Here is a 17353-nt window from a genome sequence, read left to right on the forward strand (position 1 = left end):
CCTAGGGAAATTTTTTTTATGTAATACTTTTTTCTAGCCCCTAGGAGAATCGAACTCCTGTTTAAAGATTGAGAATCTTTTGTCCTAACCGTTAGACGAAGGGGCCGGAGCGTAAAACGCTATCTTGTCTTTATTTATCATATTTGCCACCTCTTGGTCTACCCCTTTCTCAGGGGCTTCCACCGGAATCCTCCTAACACATCCTCAAATTTGGGGTTGCGGTCTACGGCCTTCGTGTAATATTTTTTAGAAAGATCATTCACCGCCTTGAAGGAAAAACTTAAAGAAATACCTTAATTCTTCAGGCAGATGGGGAGAATCCTCCGCGCCCCGTTGCATTTCTTGAATGATCCTCGGGTTCATGTCCTCTTTCCTGATGAGCAGCCCCTTTTGGATACCGACAAGTATTTCAACTGCGCTCATCTGACGGGCGTTCTTGTACCGGACATACGATTTATGTTTGAGAAAAGGGTGGCTTCCCGCTTTGAGAATGCAGCTATCGTCCTGTCCCGGAATGGGGTTTCCATTGGTATCTTCCCGGTAGCTTGTTATCGGAACGACCAGATAGTTCATATCTTCGGTTGGCTCGGTGATGATGACATTCAGGTGTCTGGTAAGGCCTTTTGATGTTGGTTCTTCTTCGCTAAGGAATGACTGGCCCTTTGCCATTATTTCTCTGTAACAAGGGAGGCAAAGATACTATCTTCCTCTTCAAACACCTTATTTTCTTCCAGAATCCATTCAATTTGTTCCGGGGTACGGCCCAGGGCGCTGAGAATATCCTCAAGGCTGATAGGCTCCGAAGTGTCGCCAGGGTTGTGCCATTCAGGGCAGTGTGCATGTGCATATTCAATTAATTCCCCGTACCGGCTCTGGTGGAATTGCCCGTCAATCTTATCGAGGATTTCTTTTTCAGCTCTTGAGAGCTTTCCTTCGGGATATTGATCAAAATTTGCGAGTAGTTCATTTCCATCGGTGGAAAACCGGGAATCCCAATACTCCTGATTTTTAGCGCCCCAGCTTTTTCCTTTGATAAGCTCATAGAGTTTACGCAATACGGGGCCATTTTTCATGCTTACATAGGTATCCCCGGTGATAGAGGAATTAGTTTCGTGTATAGATGCCCGATCCGCCAGATACAACTCTTTTATGAGCTTGGTATAATTGAGCCGTCTATTATCGTATTTTTTTAGAAGGTATCCTGTCGCCTGGACAAGCCTCTCGATATTCATGGCATCCCTTAATTTACCGCCAGCTCAAAGCTGGCAATCAGCCATTTTAGGCGGCCTAAAACCACCCCATGATACAAAACTCTTTAAGTAACACACCTTACTTAAAATATATCACATTTTACCACAATTTGGGGAAAGATCAAGCGCAAAAAACCCGCTTTGTAAAACAGGATAAGGGAGGATTCGACCTTCCAAGGTTCGGCATCCTGCCTCACCTTTCCAGGCGGGGTTTTTGCTAAACCCGCCCTCCTGGCGGTTTGCCCTCCGAAGCTTGCGCTTCTGCGGGCCGCAAAAACCCGTTCGAATCCTCAATTTTGTTCTGAATTTAAGATTTTTTTACCAAATGAGGAATCAGTCGTACTTATTTGATTTTTTTCCCCAGGGAGGATTCGACCTTCCAAGGTTCGGCATCCTGCCTCACCTTTCCAGGCCGGGGTTTTTGCTAAACCGCCCTCCATGGCGGTTTGCCCTCCGAAGCTTCGCTTCTCCGGGCCCGCAAAAACCCGTTCGAATCCTCAATTTTGTTCTGATTTTACGATTTTTAACCAAATGAGGATTCAGCCGTACTTATTTGATTTTTTTCCCCAGGGAGGATTCGACCTTCCGGTCGGCAACGTCCTGTTGCCTCCCTCCAGGCCGGGGTTTTTGCTAAACCGCCCTCCATGGCGGTTTGCCCTCCGAAGCTTGCGCTTCTGCGGGCCGCAAAAACCCGTTCGAATCCTCAATTTTGTTCTGATTTTACGATTTTTAACCAAATGAGGATTCAGCCGTACTTATTTGATTTTTTCCCCAGGGAGGATTCGACCTTCCGGTCGGCAACGTCCTGTTGCCTCCCTCCAGGCGGGGTTTTTGCTAAACCGCCCTCCATGGCGGTTTGCCCTCCGAAGCTTCGCTTCTGCGGGCCGCAAAAACCCGTTCGAATCCTCGATTTGTTCTGATTTTAAGATTTTTTTACCAAATGAGGATTTAGATGTAACTATTCGATTTTTTTTCCCCAGGGAGGATTCGAACCCCCACGAGCAGATCCAGAGTCTACCGTGCTACCATTACACAACCGGGGAATGAGTTTAAATTACCGATAAGATAGTATAAGTTAGACGGTTTTTTGTCAAGTACCGTTTTGTTCTGTGATATACTAAAAATAGTGCCGGAGGCTGGTATGATCCATGCGGAAACTTCAAGGTTTTTCTCTTGGGGCTGGTTTTTTTGCGGGGTTTTTCTGATTTTTCCACTGTTTCGGCTTTTTGCGGAAATTCCGCTGGCGGCGGTCTCAGATGCTGACGCCCGGGCAAGGCTTATTGAGGCGGCGCAAAAATACCGGGGTGTTCCCTATAGATATGGCGGTATGAGCCGGCAGGGACTGGATTGTTCGGGGCTGGTGTTCTTGAGCTTTCGGGATAGCCTCAAGGTTGAGGTTCCCCGGCGTTCGGAGGATCTGTACCATTGGACGGAGCGTGTGGAAAAAGCGGATATCCAGCCCGGGGATTTGGTTTTTTTTAAGCGGGACGGGCATATATTCCATGTGGGGATCTATATCGGGGAGGGCTGGTTTTTCCACTCCGCTTCGGATGGCCCCAAAACAGGGGTGATGTATTCCCATCTGAACGAGGGCTTCTGGTCCCGCAGTTATGCCGGGGCAGGCCGGGCTCTGCCCTAGCATAACTGCTTCAGACAATGGTGTTTACCCTTTCGCCATCTCAATAATAATCGCGTGCGCGGGAAACTCCGTTGCAAGTTGAGCATCTTCCCCGGCATGAAGAGTTATGTTTTCTTCAGTAATTTCTACCGCATCGCGTTTGGACAATTGCAGATCATTCACCTTTGCACTGCCCTCTATCAAAACAAGATAGGCCTGCCGGTTTTTTGCAACTTCAAACTCAAGGCTCTTTCCCTTTGATACAATTGTTGCATAGGCATTAATATCCGCATGAATCCTGATAGGTGCTTTACTCTTTTCGTTATTCGTACTGGACGCAATAGGCAGCCATTTGTCGCGCCTGTCCTCAAAAGTAAACCGGTAATCCCCATAATTGGGCTTGTACCCGGTCTTGTCTGGGAAAATCCATATCTGCAAAAAGCGCAGGCCCTCTTTGCCCAGGTTGTATTCGCTGTGCTGCACCCCGGTTCCCGCGCTCATATACTGCACCTGTCCCCGGGTCAGAGTTTGCTTGTTTCCCATACTGTCCCCGTGGGTCAGCTCCCCGTCAACAACATAGGAAATAATTTCCATGTTCTCATGGGGGTGGGTATCAAAGCCCATTTGGGATTCTACCATGTCGTCATTTATAACCCGTAAAATTCCAAACTGAATGTTTTCTGGGTTATAATACTCGGCAAACGAAAAATGAAAGTGACTGTCCAGCCAGCCATGAATGCCCCGCCCCATTTTTGCATGATCGATATAACGCAGCATGATGAATCCTCCTGTTTTTTAAAATCTGTTGGTGTTTAATACTATTTTGTATAATATAATAAATTATAGTATAGGGGGTCAAGTTTTGCGTTTTTTTGCGGATGACGCTTGATCAGGTTTTTCGCATCTGTCTGAATCAAAAGCGTTTCTTTTTCTCTTTCATAGTATTGCCGAATCTCTACTCCGAATCGTAGTTTATCAAGGTCCGCACCGGCGTAGGCGCCAGGGCCTTCTCGTAGTTCAGGAAAGGCAGGCCTAGCACGCCGAAGATCTCCGGGACCTCGGCGCCGGCGGCGTTGATCAGTTCCCGGGAGGCGTTGAGGGTACCACCGGTGGCGATGAGGTCGTCCAGGAGGAGTATCCGTTTGCCCTGGGGGACATCTTCGCCGTGGATCTCGATTTCCGCTTCCGCGTATTCCAGGGAATATTTTTTGGACAGGGTTTTGCCCGGGAGTTTACCCTTTTTCCGGATCAGGATCAGGGGGATTCCCATGCGGATGGCGAAGGGGGCGGCAAAAAGGAAGCCCCGGGCCTCTATGGCCGCCACGGCATCGATGTTTTTGCCGCTGTAAATCTCCATCATCGAATCAATACAGTAGCCAAAGGCCTTTGGTTCCGCTAAAATACTGGTTATATCGTAAAAAAGGACCCCTTTCTTGGGAAAATTCGGGACTTTCCTGATATAATCGTCAAGATTTAATTGTTCTTTCATATTATCAAACCACCTTTTTGTGAGAACCTGTACGGGTCCCCAGTATCCCGGTCACCCAGAGTGTTTAGTTTACCTTTTTATAGAGGGGAGTGTCAATATTTCGCCTTCAATGCTGTTTCGGGCGATGGCATTTCATTGTAGAGAAAATTGCAGGAGCCAAGGAGGCGGAATTGACGAATTTGAAAAAGAACTCGCGCCATACCGTACCGGAAAAGAAACAGGACAAAAAGATTTAAGTATGATACTAAAAAACATTTGCATAAACAGTGTATTGTTAATAGCATCTGCAATTATATACTTATTTTACGAAAAATATTTTACGGAATTTTATATAGATAGTTGGCCGTCAATATTTTTAGGCGTTGTCGTAGTGTTTATTATACTATTTTCAAATATAACAGGGTTATTATCGTCAATAATAAAAATACAAACGACGGGGTTTACAATTATAAATTATATGCTGCTAATAATTTCAACAATAGTGATATATAAAACCATAAACATCATTGCAAAAATATTGGAGGATAAAAAGATTGTTTCTGAATGTTCAATCATATTATTATTGGGAATACTAATAGTGATAGAGAATGTAATTTCAAACTATATCGGAAAAATAATCAACAACCGGGAAACTAAAATGCGGGCAACTTCGACAGGACTGTAAGGAATGGCTTAACCCACTAAACAGGCTTCCTGCACTGTTACTGTCTGTCCCCGAATGGGAACAATGGCTTGCGAAACATGGGGGACGGTGACCCTACTTTTTAGGATACAGAGGGTAAAAGAATCCTATCTTGACCAGAATCCCATTTAGTGTAATCCTGATAAAAAAAGGAGCCCTCTCATGGAAAGCGACCCGGAATTTCGCCTTTTGATTATCGATGATGAAACATCTAACCTGATGGTGCTGAACCAGATTCTTTCGTCGGAATACACGGTTTTGACCGCCAAGTCCGGCAAAGAAGGGCTGGAACGGGCTGCCGCAGACAGGCCGGACCTGATATTGCTGGATGTTCTCATGCCGGATATCAGCGGCTTTGAGACGCTTGTGGCCCTGAAACAGTCCAGTGAAACCATGCAGATACCGGTGATCTTTATCACCGGGCTCAGTGATGAGGCGGACGAAGAGAAGGGCTTCCGCCTGGGTGCGGTGGACTATATTACCAAACCCTTTAAAAACGCCATCGTCCAGGCCCGGGTCCGCACCCATAGCCAGATAGTCCGCCAGATCCGCACCATTGAACAGTTGGGGCTCATCGACGGGCTCACCAATATCCCCAACCGGCGCTGCTTTGACGACCGCATTGCCCTGGAATGGCGGCGGGCGGTCCGGGAAAAGAAGCCCATCTCCTTCCTCATGATGGATGTGGATAAATTTAAAACCTACAACGATACCTACGGCCATCCCCAGGGCGATACCCTGCTCAAGACCATCGCCGGTATATTCAAGGCCGCCGCCAAACGATCCACCGACCTGGCCGCCCGGCTGGGGGGTGAGGAATTCGGGATACTGCTCCCGGATACGGACATGAAAGCGGCCTTGGTGGTTGCCGAAAAGATCCGTTCCGCCGTGGAGGCTGCCCGGGTGCCTACTGCGGACGGGAAAACTATCACCACCGCCACTATCAGCATAGGGGCAGTGTCCTTGGTACCTGACGATACCCACAAGGTAGAGGAATTCCTTTCCACTGCGGACGGGCGGCTCTACACCGCAAAAAATACCGGCCGGAACCGGGTTTGCGCGGAATAGGCTCCTGCCAAAAGGTGGTATAACTCTCTTGCGCCGTATATAGCCGGGAGCAAAAGACGCAACACCATTCAGGTGACTGTCACCTTTTCGATTAAGGAGCTTTACTTATTATGCATCGGTTGCTTTGCAATGCCATTACCGCCAATACGATACCAAGCTCAGTGCTATAATCCCGCATCCAGGGGAATCCTGGGAACATCCGCAATTCCCAGAAAACGGCTGAGGCCATCAACTAAAATATCATGGTCCTGTAAATGGGGGAGCCCCGAAACCAGGGCTACAGCTACCGGGCCGGTGCCCCGGATTGTGATAGGAAATCCGCCTCCGCAGGTTACATATTCTGTCGATTCCATTCCCTGAGCCTCCAGGGGTTCATTGTTCTTTTCCCAAACAAGCTTGGTAAGAAGGCTGCTGGCTTCTTTATTCTGGACCAGATTAAATTTGCGGGTCATCCAGTGGTTATTGTTAAGGTTCGTGCCTTCGGTGAAGTATTGAAAGGCAATCAACCCACTGAACATACGAATACTGAAGGCCAGGGTGTAGTTTTTGGCAAATATCTCCTCTACAAAAAAAGTCCCCAGGTCCCAAACATCCTTCCGGTTAAAATGGGAAAACTGGATCAGCTCTTCCTGTTTTTTCACAATGGCAATCCCTTCGTCTATACTTAGCTTCATAAATTCCTCCTGTAAATTTTTCACCGGCATCTCCAAAAACCAACCGGCTTTATGGACAGACACTAATTATGCATAATTGCAATCTCATCGGAAATTGCTTTTTCCACAAAGCTATTTATGGACATTTTCAATTTTTTTGCCCGTATGGCTACCTCTTTATGCAATTCCGGGGATAAGCGCAGATTAAATTTACCCGAGTATGGCTTCTCCGGTTCCTAAATAGCCTTTGTATTCCATCATTTTGTAACCCCCGCATTTTCAAGGAATCTTCTGCTTGGAATTTATACTCAAATAGTGCTTTATTTTGCTACCGGTGTCAATCAACATACCCCGCTGCAGAGCAACGAGGTATGTTGTTCTGTAAGGTATGGATTGTATGCGGGTTTAATACCCCTACAATCCAAGTTTTACCGGATTGAAACCGTCCTAAAGTTCCCCCGAGTAAGCCCCTTCTTGGGTATTAAACCCGCTTGCGAATAAACCCCTCCCGCCAGTGCCAGACCGGTTCAGAAAGCTCCGGCGAAAAAGGGTTGATCCGGTTAGAATTCGGGGATATAGTAGAAATGGAGGAGTTTTCATGATTACAGTATCTCTTGCCGATTTTTCCCGGAATGTGCAAAAATATCTGCCCGAAGATACCGCAAGCGAAATCCTGATCAGCCGGAAAGGCGAACCCTATATAAAAATTGTCCCAAATAAGGAACAAAAAAAAGAATCGGCCACAATAAAACAGGAGGCCCTGGCGACCCCCATATCCAATCGGCTCCTCGGCGCCCTGTCGAGTAAAAACATATCCCTTGATGAAATCAGGGCTGAGCGTTTAAGCAAATACGAATAATCTTTATGAACGTACTGGTTGATACTAATGTAGTCTTAGACGTTCTCTTGGAACGTTCTGCCTTTTACGCCGATTCCCTGGAGGTATTCAAATCCTCGGAAATCGGCAAAATCTCAGGCTGGGTATCGGCTTCCGCCATGACAGATATATTTTACATTGTCCGAAAAGACCTTAAGGACATTGATGACGCATACATCCTGGTTGAAGATCTAACCCGTATTTTTTCAATAGCCTTAGTTTCAGAAACCGCTATCATTAATGCCCTTGCATTACACTGGAGGGATTTTGAGGATGCTGTCCAATATGCCACCGCCAAAGAAAACGGCTTCGATTGTATTATCACCAGAAACCCTCAGGATTACGAAAATGCCGATATACCCGTTCTGTTACCATCCCAATTATATGATGTAGTATCCCAAGCTCCTGGAGCGCAGCACTAAAACGGCACCCGCCGCCTATGAAGGCCGCCGAATAAACCCCTCCCCCCAGTGCCAGACCGGCTCGGAAAGTTCCGACGAAAAGGGATTGGCCCGCTTAAAATCCGGGAGCCAGCTATCGTCGGGAACCAGCTCCTGGCAAAATCCGTCCTCAATGCCGTATTCCTCAAGCCATTCCAAAATTTGCCCATATTCGTCCTGGCCCACATAGCCATCGGGACGCTTCGACGGGTCCGGACCTACCGGGGTGTATTGGGTCATCAGGGACAGCAGGGCCCGGCCCTGGCAATGTTCCGCAAACCATTGGAGGACCCGCCGGGTGGATGCCAGGTAGCCCGGCAGGACCAGGTGTCGGATCATCACCCCGGAAACCAGGACCGGCGTTTCCGTACCCCGATCCTCCCATCGAAGCTCCCCCCGGTATTCCAGCATACGCAAAATCGCCTGTTCTGCTGCTTCCGGGTAGTCCGGGGCTTTAAAAAACCGGGCGGATACAGCGGCATCCAGGGTTTTCAGGTCCGGGAGGTACACGTCGATCAAGTTTTCCAGGGGGGACAGAGCTTCCGGCCCCTCATAGGCGGAGGAATTCCAGAGTAGGGGGATGTTCAGCCCCTGTTTGCGGGCGGTCCTGAGAAACCGGGCTATGCCGGGGGCATGGTGGCTTCCGGTTACTAGATTGATGTTCTCCGCGCCCCGTTCCTGGAGGGCCAGGCATATACGGACAAATTCTGTCTCATCCACTATACGGCCCATGCCGGCATGGGAAATCTGGTGGTTTTGGCAAAAGGAGCAGCCCAGGGTGCAGCCGGTAAAAAAGATGGTCCCTGATCCACCTTGCCCGGTAATGGGGGGCTCTTCCCCACGATGGATGGAGGCGGCGGCGATGCGGATTTCCGCGCTTTCCCCGCAGAAGCCCCGGCTGCCTGAAACCCGGTCTGCCCCGCAGCGCCGGGGACAGAGCTCGCACGAATCGAGCCTGTAGGGGCCGGGCCCGGTGGAATCAGCCATGGGACGCCACTCGCGCAACCATTCCCCTTGCGGGGTGTCTAAAGATAGACTTCTTAAAGCGTACGGGGTATACTAAAGGGGATTTCAACACTTGTAAGGAGTTATTGCAATGAATAGGGGCTCCGCAGCGGAAGTTATCATCGCCATTATTCCCATAGTGGGGATAGTTATGGGCTCGGTGGTCGTGTTTTTCTATCTCCTCTGGAACCATAAACGAAAAACCCTGCTTATCAAAGCCGGTCAGTATACCCGGGCTGATTTTGACCTTTTTGCCTTCAGTCTTCTTACCGGGCTTCTGTTGGTCACCGTGGGGATAAGCTTAACGGTATTCCTCGCCATCGCCAAGGGGGCCGGTTATGGTCTTTTGGGGGGGATTATCCCGCTGTCTATCGGCATCGGTCTGCTGATTTATCACGGGATACGGCGGCACGATAGGAAACCGTGACCCCTGGGAGCGATGATGAGGATCAGCTTTTGGTTACGCAGATCCTTTCCGGGGAAAAGGAGTTATTCCGTTTTTTGGTACAGCGCCATGAGCGGGCAGTTTACGGGATGGGGATGAGTTTTTTGCGGAACAGCGAGGATGCGGCGGATTTTACCCAGGAGGTTTTTCTAAAAACCTTCCGCAGTCTGAGCCGGTTCCAGGGGGGGGCCCGTTTTTCAACCTGGCTGTACCGGATCGCCTACAATACGGCGGTGAATGGGGTGCAGCGCCGGAAAGAGTACGCCAGCCTGGCTGAAGAGGAGCGGCTGGTTGATCCGGAAACCCCGGACCGGGAACTTATCCGTTCCGCCGCAATTGAAGCGGTGCGGGAGGCTATAGGGGATCTTCCCGAGCGTTACCGTATCTGTGTGGATCTGTTCTTTTTTTACGACCGGTCCTATCAGGAAATTGAAGCTATTACCGGGTTTCCGGTTAATACTATTAAGTCCCATGTGTTCCGGGCAAAAAAACTGCTTCGGGAAAAACTGGAAGATATAGCCGATGGAGGCATTGAATGACTTGCCATGAGGTAATGGACAGGGTGTATGAAGCAGATGGCGGGGAAAATCCGCCTTTGGTAACCCAACTGAGGATGCAGATTCACTTCTTCTTCTGCCCCCGGTGCAGCCGGGAATTTGAAAAATTACAAATCGCCCGGGGTCTGCTGGGGGAAAGCTTTTTTCCTCCGTCGCCTTCCCTGGAGGACGCTATTATGGCGCAACTTGCGCAGATAGAGGAGGTCCCTGAAGAGGAGTACTACGGCGTTGCGGGGGTTTCCTTCCGGAGCTGGGTGATCACCGGCCTGGTGATACTCCTGACCCTTTCCACGGTATTTTTGGGCATGGACTTCCTCAAACCGTCCTACGACTGGCAATCTTCCCTGCTGCTCCCGGTGGGGATCACCATCGGGGCGATAGTTACCGCTTATGGCGCAATTTTTATCGGCAGCCACTTGAAAGAGCTTACAGATCGTTTCAATATGCATTAGAGAGAGGGTATAGATGGCGAGAAAAGGTAAGGTCGTTATTGACCGGGAATTGTGTAAAGGATGTTATTTGTGTATCCGGGCCTGTCCGTCAAAAGTGCTGGAGAAGGACAATAAAATTAATTCCGGGGGGTCCTACCCCTCGGTTCCGGTCCGCCCGGAAGACTGTATTGCCTGCGGGAACTGTTATGAGATGTGTCCCGATGTGTGCATCCAGGTGTTTGAACTGGGGGAGGCCTCGGCATGAGCAGCGAAGAAGTTTTGATGAAGGGGAACGAGGCCATTGCCGAGGCGGCGATCCGGGCGGGGTGTACCGCCTATTTTGGCTATCCCATTACCCCCCAGAGTGAAATTACCGCCTACATGGCGAAAAATATGCTTGAGCGGGACCGGATCTTTATCCAGGCGGAAAGCGAGGTCGCGGCGATAAACATGGTGTACGGCGCTTCCTGTGCGGGCGCCAGGGCCATGACCAGCTCGTCCAGCCCCGGGGTCAGCCTGAAGCAGGAGGGGATGTCCTATGCCGCCGGCGCCGATGTCCCCCTGGTACTGGTCAATGTGGTCCGGGGCGGTCCCGGGCTGGGCTCCATAGCCCCCGCCCAGAGCGATTACTTCCAGTCCACCCGGGGGGGTGGCCACGGGGACTACCGCAACATCGTCCTGGCCCCCAAAAGCGTCCAGGAATGTGCGGACTTTACCTACCAGGCCTTTGATCTGGCAGACAAATACCGTATACCCGTGATAGTCCTGGCGGACGGCCTGATCGGCCAGATGATGGAAGGGGTGCTCTTGCCCCCGGAACGGTCATTGAAAGATCTGCCCAAACGGGACTGGACCGCCGGGCATTTGCCGGAACGGACCGGCAAAGCCGGGGGAGACGCCGTACATATCACCTCAATCTTTCTGGTCCCGGAGGAACTGGAGGCCCGGAATAAGGTCCGGTTTGCCCGGTATGCGGAAATTGAAAAAAAGGAACTCCGGTTTGAGGCGGTGGGCTATAAAACCGCTTGCAATGAATTTACCGGGGAAGGGCCGGACCTGACCCTGGTGGCCTACGGGTCCAGCGCCCGTATTGCCCAGGGGGCAAAGAAACTTGCCGAAAAGGAGGGGATCAAGCTCGGCCTTTTCCGGCCCATCACCCTCTGGCCCTTCCCCTACCAAGCCCTGGGAAAAGTGGCTGCCACGGGAAAGCCCCTGCTCACCGTGGAGATGAGCGAGGGGCAGCTGGTGCAGGATGTAAAGCTTTCGGTCCTGGAGGCGCCAGAGGGGTCAAAACGGGCAGCGGTGCATTTGCTGGGTCATTCCGGGGGGGTCATCCCCACTGAAGAAGAGGTCTTTGCCAGGGTGAAGAAAATTTTGGAGGGGAAAGCATGAAACAGTTATACGGCCATCCTAAGAGTCTTTATAATGTCGCTACCAAGTACTGCGGAGGCTGCGGCCATGGGGTCATCCACCGGATCATCACGGAACTTATCGACGAGATGGGCCTGCGGGACCGTTCCATCATCACCAATCCTGTGGGTTGCGCCATCTGGTCGGATCTCTACTTCGACTTTGACTCAGTCCAGCCCCCCCACGGCCGTACTCCTGCGGCTGCCACGGGGATTAAGCGGGTGCTGCCGGACCACCTGGTCATCTGTTACCAGGGTGACGGTGACATGGCCGCCATCGGCACTGCGGAGATGATCCACGCCGCCAACCGGGGCGAAAAATTTACCACCATATTTGTGAACAACGCCATCTACGGCATGACCGGCGGCCAGATGGCCCCCACCACCCTGATAGGCCAGAAGGCGGCCACCGCCCCCTTAGGCCGGGACCCGGATGCCGCCGGCATGGGCTACCCCATTAGGGTATCGGAACTCCTGGCCCAGCTTGACGGAACCCGGTACATAGCCCGGGGTTCGGTGCACAGTCCCGGCCAGGTCAGAAAAACCAAGCAGTATATCAGGAAGGCCCTGGAAGCCCAGCTTGCCGGGGTCGGCTTTACCATGGTGGAAGTCCTCTCCCCCTGTCCCACCAACTGGGGCATGGAGCCGGTCCCCGCCATGGACTGGCTGGAACGGGAAATGATCCCCGTCTTCCCCTTGGGTGAAATCAAGAATACCCTGGATCAGGTCACCCCGATCCGCAAAGAGGGAGTTGCCTGATGACGGAAAAATCTTTTTTTGCCGGATTCGGCGGCCAGGGGATCATCTCTCTGGGACAGATATGGGCCTATTGCGCTTTGAAGGAAGGGAAAAACGTCACCTTCTTCCCCTTCTACGGTGCGGAAAAGCGGGGGGGCATAGCCCGGGCCGGGGTAGTAGTTTCCGATGAGGAGATAGACAGCCCCCTGGTGACCACACCGGATTCAGTATTGGTGATGAACGCCGATTCCCTCCCCCTCTGCGAAGGAAACCTCAAGCCCGGGGGGCTCATGCTGATCAATTCGTCCCTAGTTAAGGACGCGCCGAAACGTTCGGACATACGGCTCTTCACTGCGGACCTCCAGGCTCTGGCGGAAAAAATCGGCCACTCCCGGTATACCAACATGGTTGCCCTGGGGGCCATGGCGAAGCTTACGGGCATTTTGAATGTTGAGGGGATTGAGCCTATACTGAAAAAATTTTTTCCCGAGGATAAGCATAAATTTTTGCCCATGAACATAGCGGCAATTCAGGCGGGGTTTGGGGCGGTTTAGGGGAAGGAACATCATACCTTGAATAGCTTACTCGCGAAGTATGCGCCCGGAATCACCGGGACACCAGTTGGTTTATGATTGTAGTATCCCTTTCCAGCAAGTAAAGTAGCTTTGAGGAAGACCCGGAAGGTTTATTCTTTCCAGCCTCCCAGGCTTCTACTGTCCGGGGGGATACGTTCAATGCAAGGGCGAGGGCCCGCTGTGTCAGCTGATACCTTTGGCGTATCTGAATTACATCCCCGGCTTCATATTTTGGGGTGGGAATTTCCCGGACACTTACCCGGGCTTTTGTCTTATCACCCCGTTCAAAGGCAATAGCCTGTTCCAGACTATGGATCAAGGCCTTCCCTGCCTCAAAATTATCAAATACAGACGCATCGGTATTCATCGGTTCCTCCCCGTTTTCAGTTCGGTTTTTAATGTTTTTATGAGAATTGAGATAGCCTTTTTTTCTGCCGGTGTAAGATCATCCTTCTTATCCTTAGGGTAGGCGGTTAAAAAATATATTTTCTCATGAAATAAAATATCCACGTAGATAACCCTCGCTCCGCCCCGTTTGCCATGACCCCTCGCAGCTACCCGTATTTTTCTGGCGCCTCCTGACTGTTGTATCAAATCTCCCGATGCAGGATCGTTTAACAATTCATTCTGTAAGGCATACAAATCATCATCGGCGAGCCCCAAAGCCGCCCAATACTTGTCGAAATCGACGGTACTTACAAAAACCCTGGTCATTACCTCTTCTCCCATAATATATACGATTATCCCGTAGTTATCAATCCCTTATGGGCTTATAGGGGTATAAGGGGGAGGGGAGGCTATTTTGCCTTAGTGACGGGGAAAAATTGTGGTTTTTTTACGGTAGGAATGAAAAACCAGGGCGTGAGTAGTTTAGCGACTTATAATATGAGGGGGGGATCCTTAATTCCGTCCTTAATACCCCGAATCTATCGTCTGCCCGCTGATGATCTTAATCCCCCCGCTGGTTCCCAGCCTGGTAGCTCCGGCTTTGATCATGGCTAGGGCGTCCTCGTAGGTACGGACTCCCCCGGCGGCTTTGACCCCGGCTGCGGCGCCCACGGTCTTCCTCATCAGGGCGACGTGTTCCACCGTGGCGCCATGGGTGGAAAAGCCTGTGGAGGTTTTTACAAAATCAGCGCCCGCTTTCAGGGCAATGGTACAGGCGCTCACAATTTCTGCTTCCGTTAAGAGGCAGGTTTCGATGATCACCTTGAGCAGGGCCTTTTTCCCGCTACTTGCAACGCAGTTCCCCGCGCAGGCTTTGCGGACCTGGGCTATGTCGCCTTCCACCAGGGAAAGGTCTCCGGACTTCATGGCCCCGATGTTCATTACCATATCGATTTCGTCCGCCCCGTTTTTGACGGCGTATTCCGCCTCAAAGGCCTTGGCTTCGGCACCCATGGCGCCCAGGGGGAAGCCTACTACGACGCAGACTTTGACCTCGGAACCTGCCAGGGTTTTCGCGCACCGGGCGACATAGGCGCTGTTGATGCAGACCGAATAGAACCCGTACTGTTTCGCCTCGGCGCAGAGCTTATCAATGCCGGCGGTATCCGCCTCCGGTTTAAGCAGGGTGTGATCGATAAATTTAGCTAACCCCGCCGTTGTGATTCCGGCTCCGCCGTTTTTCTTGTCCGTTTCATTGCCCATGATTAACTCCCTGAAAAATCCGAATCTAATTTAAAAAAATGAATAGCCTAGTATGCTTTTACAGTATATACTCATTTCCGGTAACGGAATATACCTTAAAGGATAGAGCCATGATCGATAAGCGGTTTAGATCCCTTTTCATTCCCCTCCTGTTTTTTGCGGCTCTTCCCCTGTGGGGGGATTCGGGTATTGAGCACTCCGCGGGCCTGAGCCTTCAGACTTCCACCAGGCCTGAGGCAAAGCTGGGCTTCACCTGGAATCTAAGCGTCCCCCTGCTTCAGGGAGAAGGCCCCCTTACGGAGGGCAATAACCTGAACCTGGCCCTGGGCGCGGATGTTTCTCCCATATCCCTGAACGGGTCCGCCGAGGCGGTGTTTACCCCCATTGCCTTTTTGCAGGCCGTGGCCGGGGGCCGTATTGGCTCGGGCTGGAACATCAATCTCTTCGGGGGGGATGTGTACGGTATGGGGATCAACCGGCGGCGGGCCGCGGATTTGAAGCCCGAAGTCTCAGGCTCCGCATTTAACGGCCTCCTCTGGAGCGCCTGGGGGGGCGGGGTGTTCCAATTTGACTTGGCGGCCCTGGTTCCCGGTGACTGGAGCCATGTGGTTTTCCGTACCTACCATGAGGCCCGGTACAAGGGCGATACCGCGGCCTCCTCAAGTGATTCCTGGTATTATGAAAGTGACGATGGCCAGAACCGTAATGGCTTTAACTACTACGGTAATTATCTCCTGGGCTACCAGATGCCCATCTTCCTCAACACCGTGGGCCTCATGGCGGAGATGGATCTCTACCTGTACGACACCCCAAAACGGGGCAGCTGGGGGGACGAGCTTCCCCGCTGGACCTTCGGCCCCCTGTTCAACTTTACGGTCACCGAAAAGTTCAGCGCCGCCCTGATAGTCCAGTTCCGCACCCGGCGCAATTACACCGCAGGGGACGAGGACGATCTGGGCGCTACGGTTTTTTATCAGGACCGTCGCCTCAAGGATTCGGACCCCCTGTACCTGACCTTTTACCGGGCGGCGGCGATACTGAGCTATAAGCTCTGGTGAAAGTCTCAGGGAAAATGACGGAATCAGAATATACCTAGCTTATCCTCCAAAAATTTAACGCCAAACGTTGTATTTTTTATTGATTTTGTGATATATAGAGGATATAGGTATTTCGGGAGAAATTTTAGTGGATATCGGTAACCATGGTTTGCGGAAAATGAAACAAGCCCTCGCCCTTCTCCCCCGGGGTATTGCCCTGTTGTGGGCGCTCCTGCCCCTTTCGGGATGCGAGATATTAAACCTGTCCACCGAGGCGTTTATCGAACTCCAAACAGGCAGGGCCGAAAGCCAAAGTTGGGAGTTCATAAGCGGGGGGAGCATTAGTCCCTCGGGAACGCCGATTATTGCCCCCGGGGAAAGCTATATTGAGGTAAACCTCCAAAACTACCTAAATTACGATTTAATGCTCAATGTGGTAAACCAGAATGCCTTGGCCCAAGGGCGTACCCTGGAGGCGAAGTCCCTGGGCTACAATAAGGTTCGAATCCGTATAGACGGCGCTACTCTGGGGGACGAGTTTAACTTTACCCTAAAAATGGGGACCTCCGACGGGCTGCGGAACTTTAATGATTTCAAGCTGCCCATGGTGGTCTGCAATACCCCCCTCTGGGTAAGCATACCCGGCGCCGTGGACGAGGCGGTTAAGGGCACGGAAATCGGTACGCCCCCAGTGGCCCACTGGAAAATGCAGGCCCCGGACGAACACCGGGGTATGCAAAAACTCATCCTGGAATTTCAGCATGAAAATGACGGCATACTCACTGAAGAGTACGATTTGATCTGGGATGAAACGGCCGGTGAGGAAACGGCCGGTGATGAAACGACCAGTGATGAAACGACCAATGATGAAACGACCAATGATGAAACGACCGGTATTGAAACCACCGGCGCTTGGGCCCTTGTGGGGGCCGATGCATCCAGGAATTTCGGCTTGAGGGATGGTTTTTACCATATCAATTTCCCCCTGTCCATAAGAAGAAACCGCTTGCCCGTGGAGAGGCACTATTTCTTCCGCCTTAGGGTGAGGGATGTTTATGGATTTATCGAAACGGCTTCTACCCCCGGCTTTGGTGAAATAACCGAAGGCCCGGATACCAATCAGCCCATTCAGGTTAGCTTTAGCGGCCTTCCGGCGGATGAGTCCGGCGTCCTCTCCGTCCCAGGTACAAGCGGGGTCCTCTCCTGGGAGAAACCCTTGACCCTCACGATAACGGGCTATCCCGCCGGGGCGGCCTTCCTGTGGTACATAGACGGCGTTCCGGTTACCGCCGGTGGGACCGATGCTTCCTTGAGCATTCCCGCCGGGAATTTTAGCCTGGCATCCCACCAGGTAATGGTAAAGATGACCCTGTCCGGGGTGGTTTACTCTAAGTCCGTAAGCTTTAGGGTTGAGTAAGGGAGAACAGGA

Annotated in this window: 23 protein-coding genes, 2 tRNA genes and 1 pseudogene; 14 read left to right on the forward strand and 12 right to left on the reverse strand. The window is 51.4% G+C overall.

Annotated elements, in window-relative coordinates; all coding sequences use genetic code 11:
- Window positions 1-34: 34 nt before the first annotated feature.
- The 4 genes from TREPR_RS03195 to TREPR_RS03210 all read right to left on the reverse strand — a co-directional run bounded on the left by TREPR_RS03195 (window position 35) and on the right by TREPR_RS03210 (window position 2293).
- Window positions 35-106: transfer RNA gene (locus TREPR_RS03195), tRNA-Glu, on the reverse strand.
- 149 nt (window positions 107-255) lie between these two features.
- On the reverse strand, window positions 256-669 hold the full coding sequence (locus tag TREPR_RS03200) for a hypothetical protein (protein WP_015706848.1): 414 nt from the start codon (window positions 667-669) through the stop codon (window positions 256-258).
- Window positions 669-1232, reverse strand: coding sequence for a Panacea domain-containing protein (locus TREPR_RS03205; RefSeq protein WP_015706849.1), 564 nt, complete (start codon window positions 1230-1232; stop codon window positions 669-671). Before TREPR_RS03205 ends, TREPR_RS03200 begins: the two co-directional genes overlap by 1 nt.
- 990 nt (window positions 1233-2222) lie before the next feature.
- Window positions 2223-2293 (reverse strand) — tRNA-Gln (locus tag TREPR_RS03210).
- A 98-nt stretch (window positions 2294-2391) separates the two neighbouring features.
- Between TREPR_RS03210 and TREPR_RS03215 the strand changes: the two genes are divergently transcribed.
- Window positions 2392-2889, forward strand: coding sequence for a C40 family peptidase (locus TREPR_RS03215; protein WP_015706851.1), 498 nt, complete (start codon window positions 2392-2394; stop codon window positions 2887-2889).
- Window positions 2890-2913: 24 nt separating this feature from the next.
- Here the strand turns inward: TREPR_RS03215 and TREPR_RS03220 are convergent, their stop codons facing one another.
- Entirely contained in the window at window positions 2914-3645 is a 732-nt protein-coding gene (locus tag TREPR_RS03220; protein ID WP_015706852.1) for a pirin family protein, read from the reverse strand.
- 178 nt (window positions 3646-3823) lie between these two features.
- Entirely contained in the window at window positions 3824-4357 is a 534-nt protein-coding gene (locus tag TREPR_RS03225) for an adenine phosphoribosyltransferase (RefSeq protein ID WP_015706853.1), read from the reverse strand.
- Window positions 4358-4481: 124 nt separating this feature from the next.
- On the opposite strand from TREPR_RS03225, the gene TREPR_RS03230 reads away from it, so the two are divergent.
- Together TREPR_RS03230 and TREPR_RS03235 are read left to right on the forward strand one after the other, a co-directional pair.
- A complete protein-coding gene (locus TREPR_RS03230) occupies window positions 4482-5021 on the forward strand; it encodes a hypothetical protein (protein WP_015706854.1) in 540 nt (179 codons plus the stop codon).
- A 180-nt stretch (window positions 5022-5201) separates the two neighbouring features.
- Window positions 5202-6107 carry a diguanylate cyclase domain-containing protein gene (locus TREPR_RS03235; RefSeq protein ID WP_015706855.1) on the forward strand — a complete coding sequence of 302 codons (906 nt, stop codon included), beginning with the start codon at window positions 5202-5204 and terminating at the stop codon, window positions 6105-6107.
- 164 nt (window positions 6108-6271) lie between these two features.
- Here the strand turns inward: TREPR_RS03235 and TREPR_RS03240 are convergent, their stop codons facing one another.
- Window positions 6272-6781 carry a heme-binding protein gene (locus TREPR_RS03240; protein WP_041611404.1) on the reverse strand — a complete coding sequence of 170 codons (510 nt, stop codon included), beginning with the start codon at window positions 6779-6781 and terminating at the stop codon, window positions 6272-6274.
- 62 nt (window positions 6782-6843) lie between these two features.
- A pseudogene (locus TREPR_RS18110) lies at window positions 6844-6984 on the reverse strand (toxin-antitoxin system HicB family antitoxin); the annotation flags it as partial.
- A gap of 374 nt (window positions 6985-7358) precedes the next feature.
- Here TREPR_RS18110 and TREPR_RS03250 point away from each other — a divergent pair.
- The gene (locus tag TREPR_RS03250) at window positions 7359-7619 is read left to right on the forward strand and encodes a type II toxin-antitoxin system prevent-host-death family antitoxin (RefSeq protein WP_015706857.1); all 261 of its coding nucleotides are present in this window, start codon (window positions 7359-7361) and stop codon (window positions 7617-7619) included.
- Between the two features lie 5 nt (window positions 7620-7624).
- On the forward strand, window positions 7625-8059 hold the full coding sequence (locus TREPR_RS03255) for a type II toxin-antitoxin system VapC family toxin (protein WP_015706858.1): 435 nt from the start codon (window positions 7625-7627) through the stop codon (window positions 8057-8059).
- 15 nt (window positions 8060-8074) lie between these two features.
- Here TREPR_RS03255 and TREPR_RS03260 read toward each other — a convergent pair whose 3' ends face one another.
- Window positions 8075-9064 (reverse strand): radical SAM protein, encoded by a 990-nt coding sequence (locus TREPR_RS03260; protein ID WP_015706859.1) that lies wholly within the window; start codon window positions 9062-9064, stop codon window positions 8075-8077.
- 109 nt (window positions 9065-9173) lie between these two features.
- Here TREPR_RS03260 and TREPR_RS03265 point away from each other — a divergent pair, with 109 nt between their 5' ends.
- The 7 genes from TREPR_RS03265 to TREPR_RS03295 are packed head-to-tail and all read left to right on the forward strand — an operon-like array spanning window position 9174 to window position 13216.
- A complete protein-coding gene (locus TREPR_RS03265) occupies window positions 9174-9509 on the forward strand; it encodes a DUF6249 domain-containing protein (RefSeq protein WP_015706860.1) in 336 nt (111 codons plus the stop codon).
- A complete protein-coding gene (locus TREPR_RS03270; RefSeq protein WP_015706861.1) occupies window positions 9506-10066 on the forward strand; it encodes an RNA polymerase sigma factor in 561 nt (186 codons plus the stop codon). The genes TREPR_RS03265 and TREPR_RS03270 overlap by 4 nt, the downstream gene beginning before the upstream one ends.
- Complete coding sequence (locus TREPR_RS03275) at window positions 10063-10536, forward strand: peptidoglycan-binding protein (RefSeq protein ID WP_015706862.1); 474 nt, start codon at window positions 10063-10065, stop codon at window positions 10534-10536. Before TREPR_RS03270 ends, TREPR_RS03275 begins: the two co-directional genes overlap by 4 nt.
- Window positions 10537-10549: 13 nt before the next feature.
- Entirely contained in the window at window positions 10550-10780 is a 231-nt protein-coding gene (locus tag TREPR_RS03280) for a 4Fe-4S dicluster domain-containing protein (protein WP_015706863.1), read from the forward strand.
- Complete coding sequence (gene vorB / locus TREPR_RS03285) at window positions 10777-11907, forward strand: 3-methyl-2-oxobutanoate dehydrogenase subunit VorB (protein ID WP_015706864.1); 1131 nt, start codon at window positions 10777-10779, stop codon at window positions 11905-11907. Before TREPR_RS03280 ends, vorB begins: the two co-directional genes overlap by 4 nt.
- On the forward strand, window positions 11904-12683 hold the full coding sequence (locus TREPR_RS03290) for a thiamine pyrophosphate-dependent enzyme (RefSeq protein ID WP_015706865.1): 780 nt from the start codon (window positions 11904-11906) through the stop codon (window positions 12681-12683). The genes vorB and TREPR_RS03290 overlap by 4 nt, the downstream gene beginning before the upstream one ends.
- Window positions 12683-13216 carry a 2-oxoacid:ferredoxin oxidoreductase subunit gamma family protein gene (locus tag TREPR_RS03295; protein ID WP_015706866.1) on the forward strand — a complete coding sequence of 178 codons (534 nt, stop codon included), beginning with the start codon at window positions 12683-12685 and terminating at the stop codon, window positions 13214-13216. Before TREPR_RS03290 ends, TREPR_RS03295 begins: the two co-directional genes overlap by 1 nt.
- 52 nt (window positions 13217-13268) lie before the next feature.
- On the opposite strand, the gene TREPR_RS03300 is transcribed toward TREPR_RS03295, so the two are convergent.
- From TREPR_RS03300 to deoC, 3 genes are all read right to left on the reverse strand, one after another.
- A complete protein-coding gene (locus TREPR_RS03300; protein WP_015706867.1) occupies window positions 13269-13604 on the reverse strand; it encodes a helix-turn-helix domain-containing protein in 336 nt (111 codons plus the stop codon).
- A complete protein-coding gene (locus TREPR_RS03305) occupies window positions 13601-13951 on the reverse strand; it encodes a type II toxin-antitoxin system RelE/ParE family toxin (RefSeq protein ID WP_015706868.1) in 351 nt (116 codons plus the stop codon). Before TREPR_RS03305 ends, TREPR_RS03300 begins: the two co-directional genes overlap by 4 nt.
- A gap of 198 nt (window positions 13952-14149) precedes the next feature.
- A complete protein-coding gene (gene deoC / locus TREPR_RS03310) occupies window positions 14150-14887 on the reverse strand; it encodes a deoxyribose-phosphate aldolase (RefSeq protein ID WP_015706869.1) in 738 nt (245 codons plus the stop codon).
- 110 nt (window positions 14888-14997) lie between these two features.
- On the opposite strand from deoC, the gene TREPR_RS03315 reads away from it, so the two are divergent.
- Together TREPR_RS03315 and TREPR_RS03320 are read left to right on the forward strand one after the other, a co-directional pair.
- Window positions 14998-15945, forward strand: coding sequence for a hypothetical protein (locus tag TREPR_RS03315; protein ID WP_015706870.1), 948 nt, complete (start codon window positions 14998-15000; stop codon window positions 15943-15945).
- A gap of 157 nt (window positions 15946-16102) precedes the next feature.
- Complete coding sequence (locus TREPR_RS03320; RefSeq protein WP_245534775.1) at window positions 16103-17341, forward strand: hypothetical protein; 1239 nt, start codon at window positions 16103-16105, stop codon at window positions 17339-17341.
- Window positions 17342-17353 lie beyond the last annotated feature (12 nt).

Origin of the sequence: Treponema primitia ZAS-2, assembly GCF_000214375.1 — a bacterium.
GTDB lineage: Bacteria > Spirochaetota > Spirochaetia > Treponematales > Breznakiellaceae > Termitinema > Termitinema primitia.